The organism is Anaerostipes sp. (genome assembly GCF_018381315.1).
In the GTDB taxonomy this organism is placed as follows: Bacteria; Bacillota; Clostridia; order Lachnospirales; family Lachnospiraceae; genus Anaerostipes.
Genome location: NZ_JAGZSD010000004.1, coordinates 230,253 through 245,597, shown reverse-complemented (window position 1 = coordinate 245,597; position 15,345 = coordinate 230,253). Strand labels below are relative to the sequence as shown.

Here is a 15,345-nt window from a genome sequence, read left to right as displayed (position 1 = left end):
ATTTCATCAATCAAGGAAAGGCGGAAAGATATGAGATATGCAGTTGGTATTGATGTGGGAGGAACGAATACAAGAGTAGCTTTGATCAATCAAGACTATCATATTGTACAGAGAGAACAGTTTCCGACGGACAAAGGTGAGGCCGCAGAAACCATTTGCCGTATAAAGAGCGTCGTTGATAGATTTCAGGTAAAAGTGGAGGGCGTAGGTATATCATGCCCAGGGCCATTGGATTTGATGGCAGGGACCGTAATGACCCCGCCCAATCTTCCGGGATGGCATTATTACCCCATAGAAAAGAAGCTTGGAAAAGCTCTGGGAGTTCCGGTATACCTGGAAAATGATGCAAATCTGGCGTGCTTGGCGGAAGCGGCAGTGGGTGCGGGAAAGAACAGCAGATATGTACAGTTCCTGACGGTCTCCACCGGAATAGGGGCAGGATTTTGTATTGACCGGAAGATTTATCACGGTTCCAGGGGATTTGCACAGGAAGTGGCCAATTCCATCTTGTGGAGGGACGGCCCGTTCCAGGGAGACCTGAAAAAAGGGTCTGTGGAATCCGTCTCCAGCGGAACTGCCATTGTCAGGAGGGCAGAGGAAGCCGGACTTTCTGTAAAGCATGCCGGTGAGGTTTATCAGCTTGCAGGAAAAGGGAACACAGCGGCAAAAGAGATTATGGAGGATGCATATGAATTCCTGTCAAATTTTATCGGAATCTTATATGGGGTTCTGGATCCTGACCTGTTTGTACTTGGAGGGAGCGTGGCGTTGAAAATTCCCGGATTTATTAAAGAAATCCAGAGAAGAGCGGAAGAAAAGGTATACACAGCGCTGAGGGACAATATCCGCATTGTGCCGGCGCAGCTGGGAGAAGACTGCGGTCTGGTTGGTGCGGCATATCTGGCATTTCATACACCCGAATAAAGAAGAAAAACTCATTTCTTCCCATGTTGACTGATGTTATAATAAGAATAAAAACGGGTCTGGGAGGTAGCTTTATGAAGGTGTTAAATTACGGTTCTTTAAACTATGACTTTGTATATCAAGTGGATCACATTACAGAGGCCGGAGAGACACAGGCGTCAGACAGAAGAGAAACCTTTTGCGGAGGCAAGGGGCTGAATCAGTCCATTGCACTTGCAAAAGCCGGGGTGAAGGTCTTTCAGGGCGGTACAGTTGGAACTGACGGGCAGATGCTCCTCGATGTGCTGAATGAATATGGAGTGGATACTGCTTTTGTCCGCACAATCAGCGCAGAGACCGGACATGCAGTCATACAGGTAGACCGGAATGCACAAAACGGAATTCTTTTATTCGGGGGAGCCAATGTAAAACAGTCAAAAGAGGCCATGGACCGGGCACTGGATGCATTCGGCCAGGGTGATTTTCTGCTGATCCAAAATGAGATCAATTTATTGGACTATCTCATAGACAGTGCATTTGACAGGGGACTGCGTATTGTCTGTAATCCTTCACCTTATAATAAAGCGCTGTACAGCTGCGATTTTTCTAAAATCTCTATTTTTATGCTCAATGAAGTTGAAGGTTTTCAGATGACAGGAAAGAGAGAGCCGGATGAAATACTGGATGTGATGGCAGAACACTATCCGGAAGCAGAGATCGTGCTGACGCTGGGAGAGGAAGGTGCTGTGTACCAGAAAGGAACAGTGAGAATCAAACAGGACTGTGTGCCGGCAGATGTGGTAGACACCACTGCGGCAGGTGATACATTCACCGGATATTTTATTGCGGGCATTATCAGCGGTATGTGCCCTTCAGACAATCTGAGAAGGTGTGCAAAAGCATCTTCGATTGCCGTATCCCGGAGAGGGGCGGCGCCGTCCATTCCGCGGGCAGAAGAAGTTTGAATGTTATGAGTTTTCTGAATATAACATAAATGGAAAAATATGTTGTTTCTTTTTGCGCATGGAGGTATAATAGACTCAATATAAAAGAAGGAGGACATAGGATGGATCAAGATACACTGCTGATAAAAATTGAAGAACTGCTGGACCGAAAGCTGGAAGAAAAATTAGATCAAAAATTAGACGAAAAATTGGATGAAAAACTTCAGCCTGTCCATGAAAGAATAACATCTGTGGAAGAAAAACTGACATCAGTGGAAGGAAGGCTGACGTCAGTAGATGGAAGACTGACATCAGTGGAAGGAAGACTGACGTCAGTGGAAGAAGATATGACATCGGTTAAAAAAACATGTTTACGTGTAGAAAACGAGGTCATCCCAAAGTTAAATGCTCTCTACGAGGACAGAGTGCCACATGCGGAGTTCAGCAGACTGAGTGAAAAGGTGGACAATCATACGAGGATGCTTTCAGTGATGCAGGACGTCATAGTCAGCCATAGCGAGGAGATCAGTTGTCTTAAGGAAGCGAAGTAAAACTCGGATTGGGCTTTATTTCACTTACAATTATAATTCGGACAGACAAAAAACCACCAGCAGTGCTGGTGGTTTTTGAGTTGATATTTAGTGAAATTACACCCGGCCAGGCATATTACAGATGTCTGCCATTTCGGTCTTATTCTACAGTTACAGATTTAGCCAGGTTTCTTGGCTGGTCTACATCGTTTCCTCGAAAGACCGTTACATGGTAAGCGAGCAGCTGCAGTGCTACAGTAACCCCAAAGGTTCCGAATCTGTCATCTACGGCAGGAACCTGGATCAAATCATCATATACACCTTCATAATCTGACATATCTTTGTCAGTTACCATGATGACATGGGCGCCGCGGGCTTTCACTTCTTCTACATTAGCCATAATCTTCGGAAGAACATGATCCTGTGTTGCGATTGCGATAATCGGTACACCTTCTGTTACAAGAGAAATAGTTCCATGTTTTAATTCTCCAGCATTGTATGCCTCAGAGTTTACGTAGGAAATTTCTTTTAATTTCAGGGACCCTTCGCTTGCGATGGCATAATCCAGGCTGCGGCCCAGGAAGAAAGCGGAGAAAGTATCTTTAATCTTTTCAGCGATATCTTTGATGTAAGAGTCCATTTTCAGGACATCTGCTACAGTAGCGATAGCTTCCTCGAATTTTGTACAGTATTCTGATAACTCTTTTTCTGTAAACTTACCGCTCAGTTCTGCCAGTTTAAGGGCAATCAGATAGAAGCCTGCACACTGTACAGAGAATGCTTTTGTGCTGGCAACCGCAATTTCAGGTCCTGCGTGTGTATATAAAACCTGGTCGCTTTCTCTTGCAATGCTGGATCCTTTGACATTGACAATAGAGATCGTTTTGGCACCGCGTTCATTTGCAAGGCGAAGAGCTGCCAGGGAATCAGCAGTCTCGCCGGACTGGGAAACAATGACAACCAAAGTATGTTCATCAAGGATCGGATCCATATAGCGGAACTCAGAAGAGAGTTCGACTGTCACAGGGATCCGGACCATGGATTCGATCAGATGGCGTCCGACCAGCCCGGCATGCATTGCAGTTCCGCATGCGGTTACGATAACACGATTAATACCGTCAAATAATTCATCAGATATTCCGTCAGCACTGAAATCCGCATGGCCGTTATGCAGCCTTGGCATAACAGTATTTGTCAGGGCTTCCGGCTGGTCGTAGATCTCTTTCTGCATAAAGTAATCATATCCGCCCTTCTGAGCAGCGGTAGTATCCCAGTCCACATGAAGCATTTTAGGGGATACAGTGTTCTGATCCATATCATAGAGAGTGATACCGTCTTTTTTCATAACGACAATGTGTTCTTCCGGCACGACAAAGTAATCCTTAGAGTACTGAAGCAGTGCCACCATATCAGAGGCGATGAAAGAGCCGTCTTCTGTGGAGGCAGCTACCAATGGGCTGGAATTGCGCATGCAGTAAATCTCTCCCGGATGGTCTTTGAACATAATACAGAAGCCGTAGGCTCCTTCAAGTGCTTTGTCTGCTTTCTTTAATGCGGCAAATGGGTCTCCTTCATATACAGAATCCAGATATAAAGCCGCAACCTCAGTGTCAGTCTCAGAAATAGGAGTGCGTCCCTGGGCCTTGAGAGCAGCAGCAAGTTCCTTGTAGTTTTCGATGATTCCATTATGAATGAGGGTAATGTTTCCTGCCACATGAGGATGGGCATTTGTGGTTGTCACTCCTCCGTGGGTAGCCCAGCGGGTATGGCCGATTCCGCATGTTCCGCTGCGGTCGTCTGAGGATTCCACCTTTTCCCGGAGATTGGAAACCTTTCCTGCTGTCTTGATGATCTTTGTAGATGCACCTTCATTGACGGCAATTCCTGCGCTGTCGTATCCGCGGTATTCCAGCTGTGTAAGGCCTCCCACTAAGATATCCGCTGCCTCTAGTTTACCTGTAAATCCAATAATTCCACACATGTTGAAATCTCCTTTTTATTTAATTTTATGCGGACACAAATAAAACGTCGCTTAAAATCAGAAAAGCGGCAAAGTGTCCTTTGAGTTATTAGTATTGTGTGGTTTTTATATCTTTGGCTGTACAGCCTTTGTTCTGCAATTACTCACAGTTTTTTTCTGTACATCACGTGTCCAAAGCCACGGGAAAGCATCCGCCGAAATTTCGATCACTTTCCACCTCGTTAACCTTCCAATCCTCCTTATCCTGCGGATAAGCCAGGCTCCGTTCCGGAAGGTGCATGGCGCTTAAAATATGATAACTCCTTTCTTATTTAATATTAGAAACTTCACAAAAAACCATAAGAAAAGTTTCCTTTGGCATCGTATCATGGATACAGAATAATGTCAATCACACGCAGGTATTTAAGAATTTTTTCATAATTAAAGTATAGATACTTTGCAATGACAATGTTATAATACACTGTATGACTTTTTGTATATACCTGCAGGCGTACCGCATTATATATTATTCGGGTGAGCACGTTTTGCTCGGTAAAATTCCAAAAGGACTCCGTTTTGCGGAGAATTTTTGAAAGACAGAATCAAAGTAAGGAGAGTATCATGAAATCTTTGGTAAAGAATATAGTAAAGCAGATTGGAAAGTGGATTGAAAAGGTTCCGGTTCTGTGCAATATTGTGCTGGCATTCGGCATGGCTTTTTTATTGGAAGTTCTTGGGCGCCAGACCTTTGACCAGGGAGTGTTCGGTTTCGTCAACGACAGGACGAAGATGTTTTTGTACAGCGCATTTATCATTTTTGTCACTTATTCTGTAGTGCTGATCGTGAAGAGAAGGCTGTTCACATACATTATTGTGACACTGATCTGGTCTGTCATCGGAATTGTTAATTTCCTGATGCTCAGCGCAAGAAATACTCCGTTTACCTACGTGGATGTCACGCTGATGAAGTCAGTTCTTCCGGTAATGACCAATTACTATTCGCCGGCGGCTATTGTTTTTATGGGAGCATTGATTTTAATTGTGCTTGTTCTGCTTGTAGTCGGTTTTTTATACCTGCCGAAAAAGCAGAATCTTCAATATAAAAGAAACTTCTTTGCGGTGGCGCTCATCTTTGCAGCATTCGGAGGCGCAACTGTCTATGGCTTCAGGAGCAATATGCTTACAGACAGGATCGGCAATATCCGGATTGCCTACGGAGATTACGGAACGCCTTATTGTTTTTCTATCACTGCTTTGAAGAACGGGATAGACAAGCCTTCTAATTATTCAGAGGAGAAGATTGAACAGATTGAGCAGAGGACGAAACAGGCACAGGCAAAAAAAAAGGGTAAAGTAAGAAAGCCAAATATTATTTTTGTGCAGCTGGAATCGCATTTTGATATTACTCAGGTGAAAGGTGTCAAGTTCAACCAGGATCCTCTTCCGAATTTTCATAAATATATGAAAGGATATTCTTCAGGACAGCTGAGCATGCCGTCTTACGGCGCAGGAACTGCCAATTCTGAATTTGAGGCGATCACGGGCATGAATCTTGACCATTTTGGAGCAGCAGAGTACCCTTATAAGACGGTGCTGCAGTCCACCACCACAGAGAGCATGGCTACTCTGTTAAAAGAAGACGGCTACACCGCACATGCCATTCACAATAACAGTGCGGCTTTCTATGACAGGGATTTAGTTTTCTCACAGCTTGGGTTTGACACATTCACATCAAAAGAGTGTATGAATATCAAAAAGTGGACAGAAAACGGATGGGCAAAGGACAGCATACTTACAGGGTGTATTCTGAATGCTCTGGATTCCACAAAAGGACAGGACTATATTTATACCATCTCTGTCCAAGGGCATGGAGACTATCCGAAGACCGAGATTATTGAGAATCCAAAAATTAAGGTGGTCAGCGGCATTAAAGATGAGGCATTGAGGAACAAATATACCTACTATGCCAATCAGGTATATCAGATGGACCAGTTTGTCGGAGACCTGGTAAATGCCCTGAAAAAGAGGGGAGAGGATACTGTCCTCGTTATGTATGGCGATCATCTTCCGAGTTTGGAGGTGGATGATAAAGATCTGACCTATGGAAACAAATACGAGACGAGTTATTTTATATGGGACAACATGGGTCTGAAAAAAAAGGACGGAGTGATTCAGGCTTATCAGCTCGGATCAGATATCCTGGCCAAGCTGAACATTAAAAACGGAGTGATGAACAGTTTTCATCAGACACGGCAGGGCACAAAAAATTACCAGAAGGATATGAAAGAGCTTCAGTATGACATGCTCTATGGAAAACAGTATGTCTGGGATCAGAAGAATCCGTTTCAGGCAACAGATATTTCGTTTGGCATCAAAAAGGTCAATGTAACAAAGGCATATGAGACAGAAGACAGCATATTTATAGAAGGAAACAACTTTACAAACTTCTGTCAGGTGTATGTGGCAGATGCGAAGATCAATACGACATTTCACAATGACCATCTGCTGGAAGTGTCAAAGAAAGACCTGAAAAAAGGAGATGCTTTTACCGTGAAGATTGTGAGTAAGGCACCGAGAGTCCTGCAGACATCCAATGAATATGTCTATCAGGGAGTAAAGCAGTAAGAAGGCTTTATTTGGCAGAAATGGCGTAAAATCTGTATTTCCGGTCGACAGGCCGGAAACGTCATGGTATAATGATTTAATGTTTGTATAAAACTACAGCAAAGATAATGATATTTAGGAGGATTTGTAAGAATGGGATTACAAGTTGAAAAGTTAGACAATAATATGGTGAAAGTGACAATTGAGGTTGAACCTGAAAAATTAGATACAGCGATTAAAAAAGCTTATAATAAGAAGAAAGCAGAGTTTAACGTACCGGGATTCAGAAAAGGAAAAGTACCTCAAAACTTCATCGAGAAAGCTTACGGAGTAGAAGTCTTCTATGAAGAAGCAGCGAATATCCTGATTCCGGAAGCATATAGTGAATCAATGAAAGATTCTGATCTGGATATCGTTTCCAGACCGGACATTGATGTTGTTCAGCTGGAGAAGGGAAAACCGTTTATTTTTACCGCTGAGCTTGCAGTTAAACCAGAAGTAACTCTGGGAGATTATAAAGGATTGGAAGTTGAAGAAAAGAAAATCCGCGTAACAAAAGAAGAAATTGAAGAACAGCTCAAAAAAGAACAGGAAGCAAATGCCAGAGAGATCACAGTAGAAGACCGTCCGATCAAAGACGGCGATATTACACTGATTGATTACTCAGGATCTGTTGACGGTGAAAAATTTGAGGGAGGAACTGCAGAAGACCAGACTCTGGTTATCGGATCAGGAACTTTCATCGAAGGATTCGAAGAGCAGCTGATCGGAAAAAGCATCGGTGAAGAAGCGGCGATCAACGTGACCTTCCCGGAACAGTACCATGCACCGGAATTAGCAGGGAAACCAGCTGTATTTGAAGTAAAGATCAAAGGAATCAAAGAAAAAGAGCTTCCGGAATTAGACGATGAATTTGCATCTGAAGTGTCAGAGTTTGAGACATTGGAAGACTACAAAAAAGAGATTAAGAAGAATATCAGAGCACAGAAAGAAGAAGCTGCCAAGACAGAAAAAGAAAATGCATTAGTTGAACAGGCAGTAGAAAATGCATCTATGGACATCCCTGATGCTATGATTGAAGAACAGGTACAGCAGATGGCAGATGAATTCGCACAGAGACTCAGCTACCAGGGGCTTAACATGGAACAGTATCTTCAGTATACAGGAAGTGATGCTCAGAAGTTTGCAGAAGAATTAAAACCTCAGGCGTTAAAGAGAATTCAGACTCGTCTTGTATTAGAGGCGATTGTCGCAGCAGAGGGTATTGAAGCCAGTGAAGAAGACTTCAAAAAAGAATTAGAAAAGATGGCTGGCATGTATCAGATGGAAACAGAGCAGTTAGAAAAGATGGTACAGGGAAGCCAGAAAGAACAGATGATGGATGATATCGCTGTACAGAAGGCAGTAGATTTCCTTATCAGTTCCAGCCAGGCAAAATAATTGACAGATTGAATACCGGGAGGAATTTAAGATGAGTTTAGTACCTTATGTCATTGAACAAACAAGCCGCGGGGAGCGTTCTTACGACATTTATTCCCGCTTATTAAAAGAAAGAATCATCTTCCTGGGAGAAGAAGTTACTGATGTTTCAGCAAGCCTGATTGTATCCCAGCTTCTTTTTCTGGAAGCAGAAGATCCGGAAAAAGATATCAGCCTGTATATCAATAGTCCGGGAGGATCCGTTTCAGCAGGACTGGCGATTTATGACACAATGAATTTTATTAAGTGTGATGTATCTACTATCTGTATGGGAATGGCAGCAAGTATGGGATCTTTCCTTCTTTCAGGAGGGGCAAAAGGGAAGCGTATGGCGCTTCCGAATGCTGAGATCATGATCCACCAGCCAATGGGCGGAGCTCAGGGGCAGGCCACAGAGATTCTGATCGCTGCAGAGCATATGCAAAAGACGAAAAAACGCTTAAACCGCATTTTAAGTGAAAATACAGGGAAACCAATAGAAGTCATCGAACGGGATACAGACCGTGATAACTGGCTGACTGCAGAGGAAGCTGTAGAGTATGGTCTGATTGATGCTGTCTTTGACAAGAAGAGGGAATCATAATTTAGAAAGAGCGAGGTAATTCTATGGTAAATCACAGTGATGACAAAAAGCAGCTCCGGTGCTCTTTTTGTAATAAGACGCAGGATCAGGTGAGAAAACTCATCGCCGGTCCGAAGGCAAAAGGCGTCTATATTTGTGATGAATGTATTGAAGTCTGCGCAGATATCATTGCTGAAGAGTTTGAACAGTATATTGATGATACAGAGATCCATTTAAATAAACCGAAAGAGATTAAAGCATTTTTAGATGACTATGTGATTGGACAGGATGAAGCTAAGAAAGTGCTGTCTGTAGCTGTTTATAATCACTATAAGAGAATTCTGCTTGGAGATTCTTCCGATATTGATCTTCAGAAGAGCAATATCATCATGCTCGGGCCTACCGGATCAGGGAAGACATTATTGGCTCAGACTCTGGCTAAGATGCTGAACGTTCCGTTTGCCATCGCAGATGCCACAGCGCTTACTGAGGCTGGTTATGTGGGAGAAGACGTTGAGAATATCCTGCTGAAGATCATTCAGGCGGCAGATTATGACATTGAACGTGCCCAGTGCGGTATTATTTATATCGATGAGATCGATAAGATCACGAGAAAGTCAGAAAATACTTCTATCACCAGAGATGTCTCAGGTGAAGGTGTGCAGCAGGCTCTTTTAAAGATCATTGAGGGAACGGTTGCGTCTGTTCCTCCTCAGGGCGGAAGAAAGCATCCCCACCAGGAATTTATTCAGATTGACACGACGAATATCCTGTTTATCTGCGGCGGAGCTTTTGACGGCCTGGAAAAAATCATTGAGTCCAGAATCGGACAGAAGTCCATTGGATTCAACGCTGAGATTGGAAATGGAAAGAAAGAAGATATCGGAGGACTCCTCCAGCAGGTGCTGCCGGAAGATTTCGTAAAATTCGGACTGATCCCAGAGTTCATAGGAAGGGTTCCTGTGAATGTATCCTTAAATCCTTTGGACAGGGAAGCTCTTGTCCGCATTCTCAAAGAGCCGAAAAGTGCACTGGTAAAACAGTATCAGAAGCTGTTTGAACTGGACGGAGTGGAGTTGGAATTCCAAGAAGGAGCCCTGGAGGCGATTGCCGAAAAGGCCATGGAAAGAAAAACAGGAGCCAGAGGCTTAAGGGCGATCATGGAAGGCGTTATCATGGAACTGATGTATCAGGTTCCTTCTGACGAAGAAGTGTCCAAATGTGTGATTACAAGAGGAACAGTAGAATCCGGTGAGGAACCGGAGATTGTTCGTTCCGCTGACAGGACCAAAAAGCCGTCAGGCGTTAAAAAGAGGACGAAGAAGAGCAATGGCGAGATAGCATAATTATTCGACCCAAAGTCAAAAACTGCTTTAATACAAGAATTTCTTGCTATTGAGGCAGTTTTTTTGGCATAAATCACTATATTATCAACGAAGGAGAAGCAGATGAAAAAAGTATTACCGATGCTCGCGCTGAGAGGCAAATACATATATCCGAATTCGGTGATTCATTTTGACGTTTCACGGAGCAAATCAGTCCGTGCGATTGAGGAAGCCATGCAGAACGATCAGATGATTTTCCTGAACAATCAGATTGATCCGTCTATGGAAGACCCGAAATCTTATGATCTGTATCAGGTTGGTACGCTGGCGAAGATCCGCCAGGTAGTAAAGCTGCCGCAGAATATTATAAGAGTTTTTGCAGAGGGGATGTTCCGTGCGGAGATCACGGAGATTTGTGAAGAAGAACCAATATTCCGGGTAGAGGCTGCCTATCAGCATACAGAACAGCAGGCATTTGATGAGGACGAAAAAGAAGCGGTATTCCGCGCACTGAAAGAAAGCTTTGAAAAGTATACAGGAGTGTGGAACCAGATGGATCCTAATGTATACAGCTATATTTTGATGCAGACAGATTTGGAAGTATTTGTAGACCACCTGGCGACCCATCTGCCGTTTTCTCTGCAGAACAAGCAGAAACTTTTGGAGGAGATGGATCTCAAAGAGAGATGCAGCCTGATGCTGGTCATGCTGGAACAGGAATTGAGGCTTGCTTACCTGAGATTGGATATTCAGGAAAAGGTGAAGGAAAGTATTGATGACAACCAGCGGGAGTATATGCTCAGAGAACAGCTTAAGGTAATCCGGGAAGAGCTGGGAGAGACGAACATAGCAGATGAAGCAGATGAATTTCTGCGCCAGCTTTCTGAGATGGAAGCAAGCGATGAAGTAAAGGATAAGATTAAGAAGGAGATCTCACGTTTCCAGGCTATGGGAAACAGTGCGGCAGAGAGTGCTGTGCTGAGGACTTATATTGAGATTATGCTGGATATCCCGTGGGAGAAGGTTTCAGAAGACTCTATGGACCTGGAAGAAGCAGAAAGCATTCTGGAAGAAGACCACTACGGACTTAAAAAGGTAAAAGAACGTGTGCTGGAATACCTGGCAGCCAGGGCTATGAGCCAAAAGAAAGATGCAGCGATCCTGTGCCTTGTCGGACCTCCGGGAACCGGAAAAACTTCCATTGCAAGATCTATTGCAAGGGCCACCCATAAAGAGTATGTGCGGCTGTCCCTGGGAGGTGTCCGGGATGAGTCTGAGATCAGAGGACACCGAAAGACTTATGTAGGGGCCATGCCGGGAAGAATCGTGGCGGCTGTCCGGCAGGCTAAGGTCCGCAACCCTCTCATGCTTTTGGATGAGGTGGATAAAGTAGGGAAGGACCAGAGAGGGGATACGGCTTCTGCACTGCTGGAAGTATTAGACGGAGAGCAGAACGAGCATTTCCGTGACCATTACCTGGAAGTTCCTTTGGATTTGAGTGATGTACTTTTTATTGCTACAGCCAACGATTTGTCAACGATTCCGAGACCGCTCTTAGACAGGATGGAGATCATTGAAGTTTCCAGCTACTCTGAGAATGAAAAATTTCATATCGCAAAGAACTATTTGGTGAAAAAGCAGATGGAAGCCAATGGACTGACCCCGAAAGAGATTGTCTGGAAAGATGATGCGCTTAAACTGCTGATAGACAGCTATACAAGAGAAGCAGGAGTCAGGAGCCTTGAGAGGGCTATCGGCAATGTGTCCCGCAAGGTTACAAAGGATATCTATCAGGGCAAAAAGAAAAAGGTGACGGTGACCAAAAAAGCAGTCAGGGATTATCTTGGCAATGCACCGTATGAACTGGAGAAAGAAAGCCTGAAGGATGAGACCGGCATTGTCCACGGTCTGGCATGGACCAGCGTCGGAGGGGTTATGCTCAATGTGGAAGTGAATACTATGCCCGGAAAAGGGAAGTTCATTGTCACGGGTTCTCTGGGTGATGTGATGAAAGAGTCTGCACAGGCTGCGGTGAGTTATATCCGGAGCAAAAGCGGCAAATATAAGATCAAGGATGATTTTTTTGATACTCATGATATCCACATCCATATCCCGGAAGGGGCAGTTCCGAAGGATGGTCCGTCTGCCGGAATTACAATGACAGTTGCGCTGCTCTCAGCGATTACAGGAAGAAAGGTCAGAGGAACCGTAGCCATGACCGGGGAAGTAACGATCAGAGGACAGGTACTGGCTATTGGAGGGCTGAAAGAAAAAATGCTGGCAGCAAAACGGGCAGGCATGACAAAAGTTCTGGTGCCGAAGGCCAACGAAAAGGATGTCAGAGAGTTTGATACAGAAATCACAGAGAATATAGAAATCGTTTATGTGAAAAAGATTGAGGATGTCATAAAAGAGGCTCTTCTATCTGAATAGACAACAGATGAGACGCAGGAGGGAAACCTTAATGAACTATCAGGAGACAATGGAATTTATCGGACAGGCAAATAAGTTTGGAAGTGTTTTAGGGCTGGACAATATAAGAGAGCTGTTAAAGCGCCTTGGCAATCCGCAGGACCAGCTTAAGATCGTCCACATTGCAGGCACCAACGGAAAAGGTTCCACTCTGGCGTTTCTTTCGTCAGTATTCAAAGAGCAGGGTTATGAAGCAGGACGATATGTCTCTCCTGCTTCTTTCTGCTATGAAGAAAGATTCCGCATTAATGACCAGATCATTTCGAAAGATGATCTGTGCTTTTATATGGAGAAAATAAAAAAAGTTTCGAAGGAAATGGTCAGGGATCAAAAAGAACATCCCACAGTCTTTGAGATGGAGACTGCCCTCTCCTTTCTTTATTTTCTCGATAAAAAAGTGGATGTGGTGCTTTTGGAGACAGGACTTGGAGGCCGTCTGGATGCAACCAACGTGATTACAGAACCGCTCTGTACGATGATTGCCTCTATTGGATTTGACCATACCCAATACCTGGGCAACACTCTGAGAGAAATCGCCGGAGAGAAAGCAGGAATTATGAAAAAGGGATGCCCTTGTGTATCCTATTATAACGCCGAGGAGGCGAATGAAGTCATCACAGAAAAAGCGGAGCAGATGAACGCACCTCTTACCTTTGTTGATCCAAGCCGTCTGACAATTCTGTCAGAGTCTCTCAAAGGAGCTGAGTTTTCCTATACATGCTCCGATGGGACAGAGTACCGCAATATGGAAATCAGACTGCTGGGGAGGCATCAGATTTACAATGCAGTGACCGCTCTGGAGGCGCTTCAAATCTTAAAAAAATCTTATCTTTTTCTGCAGGATTCCATAAGAGAAGGGTTTAAAAACGCGGCATGGGATGGAAGATTACAGCGTATTTCAGCGGTTCCTGCGGTTTTTTGTGATGGGGCACATAATCCGGATGGTGCAGAAAGGCTTTTACAATTTCTTCAAAAGAATTTTACAAATAAAAAAATAATCTATATAATGGGAGTATTGTCGGATAAGGATTATCCGCAGATGCTTAAGATCATGTCTCCGATGTCAGATGAGATCTACACCGTAACGCCTGAAAGTGACCGGGCCCTGCCTGCCAAAGAGCTGGCTTTGGCAGCCCGCCCCTATTACCGCAACGTGACGGAATGCGGAAGGCTTGGGGACTGTTATCCAAAGATCAGGGATGGCTGCGGGCAGGATGAAGTCATCGTTGTATTCGGGACATTGTCATTTTTAAAGGAACTGAGAGGGTGAATCGTTGGAGCGGCTTTCTTATATTATCAATCACACAGAATATCAAAAAGCATACCGTGAGATTCAGGATTCAGAAAAAGGCCGGATCTTTTGTCTTCATGATACGGAGCATTTTCTTGCGGTATCCAGAATCGCCTATATTTTTGTATTGGAGCAGCAGCTGGATGTGCCGAAAGATGTAATCTATGCGGCTGGCTTTCTGCATGATATTGGGAGAGGGAAGCAGTATACAGAAGGAATTCCCCATGAGGAAGCAGGACTGCTGATTGCATCAAAGATTCTTTTGGAATCCCCTTATAGGACAGCCGAGAGGGAAATGATTCTTTCTCTTTTAGAATCTCACAGAAGACCGGACAGTGGCAGACTTTCCTGTCTTTTTTACAGGGCAGATAAGCTTTCCAGAGACTGCAGAAACTGTAAGGCCAGAAAAGAGTGCTACTGGCCGGAAGAAAAGAAGAATAACAGATACCGGTATTAGGAGTTTGACATGAAGATAGGAACGAAACAATTTGAGATGGAACATCAAGGATATATTATGGGAATACTCAATGTGACCCCTGATTCCTTTTCTGACGGGGGTAAGTATAACCAGATGGACCAGGCTTTAAAGCATGCGGAACTTATGCTCAGTGAAGGTGCGGATATCATTGACATAGGGGGTGAGTCCACCCGCCCGGGGCATGAAAAAATTACAGAGGAAGAAGAGATCGAAAGGACAGCGCCGGTAATCGAAGCCGTCAGGAAAGAATTTGATCCTGTCATTTCTCTGGACACTTATAAATCCCAGGTGGCAGAGGCAGGCATTCAGGCCGGGGCTGATATGATTAATGATATATGGGGGCTGAAATGGGACGGCAGCATGGCACCTCTGCTTGCAAAGACAGGAATTCCGGCCTGTCTGATGCATAACCGGAAAAATACAGACTATAATGACTATCTAAGTGATGTGATGGAAGATCTGAAAGAAACTATGGCACTTGCAGAAGACGCCGGGATGGACAGGGAGAAGATTCTTTTGGATCCGGGAATCGGTTTCGCTAAAACTTTGGAACAGAATCTGATTCTGATGAATCATCTGGAACTTCTGCAGGATTTCAGGGTGCCGGTTCTGCTGGGAACATCCAGAAAGTCCATGATCGGGCTTACGCTGAATCTGCCGGCTGATGAACGCACAGAGGGCACTTTGGCAACTACAGTGAGCGGATATATGAAAGGATGCCGGATGTTCCGGGTTCATGATGTCCGGGAAAACAGGCGTGCCCTCTCTATGATTGAGGCAATATGCCGCTGTTAAAG

Annotated in this window: 12 protein-coding genes; 11 read left to right on the top strand and 1 reads right to left on the bottom strand. The window is 44.3% G+C overall.

Translation table 11 applies throughout. From position 1 onward, the window contains the following. The first annotated feature begins 30 nt into the window (after positions 1-30). From KH180_RS04665 to KH180_RS04655, 3 genes are all read left to right on the top strand, one after another. Positions 31-924: an ROK family protein gene (locus tag KH180_RS04665; RefSeq protein ID WP_290757042.1), complete on the top strand. Its 894-nt coding sequence runs from the start codon at positions 31-33 to the stop codon at positions 922-924. Positions 925-998: 74 nt separating this feature from the next. Further along, positions 999-1,868, top strand: a complete 870-nt coding sequence (locus KH180_RS04660; RefSeq protein WP_290757039.1) for a ribokinase — start codon at positions 999-1,001, stop codon at positions 1,866-1,868. Positions 1,869-1,969: 101 nt separating this feature from the next. Further along, the gene (locus KH180_RS04655) at positions 1,970-2,398 is read left to right on the top strand and encodes a hypothetical protein (RefSeq protein WP_290757036.1); all 429 of its coding nucleotides are present in this window, start codon (positions 1,970-1,972) and stop codon (positions 2,396-2,398) included. Positions 2,399-2,537: 139 nt separating this feature from the next. Here the strand turns inward: KH180_RS04655 and glmS are convergent, their stop codons facing one another. After that, positions 2,538-4,358 (bottom strand): glutamine--fructose-6-phosphate transaminase (isomerizing), encoded by a 1,821-nt coding sequence (gene glmS, locus KH180_RS04650; RefSeq protein WP_290757034.1) that lies wholly within the window; start codon positions 4,356-4,358, stop codon positions 2,538-2,540. Positions 4,359-4,958: 600 nt separating this feature from the next. Between glmS and KH180_RS04645 the strand changes: the two genes are divergently transcribed. The 8 genes from KH180_RS04645 to folP all read left to right on the top strand — a co-directional run bounded on the left by KH180_RS04645 (position 4,959) and on the right by folP (position 15,343). Next, positions 4,959-6,962 carry an LTA synthase family protein gene (locus tag KH180_RS04645; protein WP_290757032.1) on the top strand — a complete coding sequence of 668 codons (2,004 nt, stop codon included), beginning with the start codon at positions 4,959-4,961 and terminating at the stop codon, positions 6,960-6,962. Positions 6,963-7,094: 132 nt separating this feature from the next. Next, complete coding sequence (tig, locus tag KH180_RS04640) at positions 7,095-8,381, top strand: trigger factor (protein WP_290757029.1); 1,287 nt, start codon at positions 7,095-7,097, stop codon at positions 8,379-8,381. A gap of 31 nt (positions 8,382-8,412) precedes the next feature. Next, positions 8,413-9,003, top strand: coding sequence for an ATP-dependent Clp endopeptidase proteolytic subunit ClpP (gene clpP, locus KH180_RS04635; RefSeq protein ID WP_290757026.1), 591 nt, complete (start codon positions 8,413-8,415; stop codon positions 9,001-9,003). A 23-nt stretch (positions 9,004-9,026) separates the two neighbouring features. Continuing rightward, complete coding sequence (gene clpX, locus KH180_RS04630; protein ID WP_290757023.1) at positions 9,027-10,328, top strand: ATP-dependent Clp protease ATP-binding subunit ClpX; 1,302 nt, start codon at positions 9,027-9,029, stop codon at positions 10,326-10,328. 102 nt (positions 10,329-10,430) lie between these two features. Continuing rightward, positions 10,431-12,740, top strand: a complete 2,310-nt coding sequence (gene lon, locus KH180_RS04625; protein WP_290757021.1) for an endopeptidase La — start codon at positions 10,431-10,433, stop codon at positions 12,738-12,740. Between the two features lie 31 nt (positions 12,741-12,771). Continuing rightward, positions 12,772-14,049 carry a bifunctional folylpolyglutamate synthase/dihydrofolate synthase gene (locus KH180_RS04620; RefSeq protein ID WP_290757019.1) on the top strand — a complete coding sequence of 426 codons (1,278 nt, stop codon included), beginning with the start codon at positions 12,772-12,774 and terminating at the stop codon, positions 14,047-14,049. Positions 14,050-14,053: 4 nt separating this feature from the next. Then, the gene (locus KH180_RS04615) at positions 14,054-14,527 is read left to right on the top strand and encodes an HD domain-containing protein (protein ID WP_290757018.1); all 474 of its coding nucleotides are present in this window, start codon (positions 14,054-14,056) and stop codon (positions 14,525-14,527) included. 9 nt (positions 14,528-14,536) lie between these two features. Further along, positions 14,537-15,343, top strand: a complete 807-nt coding sequence (folP, locus tag KH180_RS04610) for a dihydropteroate synthase (protein WP_290757016.1) — start codon at positions 14,537-14,539, stop codon at positions 15,341-15,343. Positions 15,344-15,345 lie beyond the last annotated feature (2 nt).

What these genes read in the sequence shown, in the direction of transcription:
- KH180_RS04660 (WP_290757039.1), top strand. Translation starts at nt 999, where the DNA reads ATGAAGGTGTTAAATTACGGTTCTTTAAACTATGACTTTGTATATCAA.
- tig (WP_290757029.1), top strand. Translation starts at nt 7,095, where the DNA reads ATGGGATTACAAGTTGAAAAGTTAGACAATAATATGGTGAAAGTGACA.
- KH180_RS04620 (WP_290757019.1), top strand. Translation starts at nt 12,772, where the DNA reads ATGAACTATCAGGAGACAATGGAATTTATCGGACAGGCAAATAAGTTT.
- folP (WP_290757016.1), top strand. Translation starts at nt 14,537, where the DNA reads ATGAAGATAGGAACGAAACAATTTGAGATGGAACATCAAGGATATATT.
- glmS (WP_290757034.1), bottom strand. Translation starts at nt 4,358, where the DNA reads ATGTGTGGAATTATTGGATTTACAGGTAAACTAGAGGCAGCGGATATC.
- KH180_RS04665 (WP_290757042.1), top strand. Translation starts at nt 31, where the DNA reads ATGAGATATGCAGTTGGTATTGATGTGGGAGGAACGAATACAAGAGTA.
- clpX (WP_290757023.1), top strand. Translation starts at nt 9,027, where the DNA reads ATGGTAAATCACAGTGATGACAAAAAGCAGCTCCGGTGCTCTTTTTGT.
- KH180_RS04645 (WP_290757032.1), top strand. Translation starts at nt 4,959, where the DNA reads ATGAAATCTTTGGTAAAGAATATAGTAAAGCAGATTGGAAAGTGGATT.
- clpP (WP_290757026.1), top strand. Translation starts at nt 8,413, where the DNA reads ATGAGTTTAGTACCTTATGTCATTGAACAAACAAGCCGCGGGGAGCGT.
- KH180_RS04655 (WP_290757036.1), top strand. Translation starts at nt 1,970, where the DNA reads ATGGATCAAGATACACTGCTGATAAAAATTGAAGAACTGCTGGACCGA.
- lon (WP_290757021.1), top strand. Translation starts at nt 10,431, where the DNA reads ATGAAAAAAGTATTACCGATGCTCGCGCTGAGAGGCAAATACATATAT.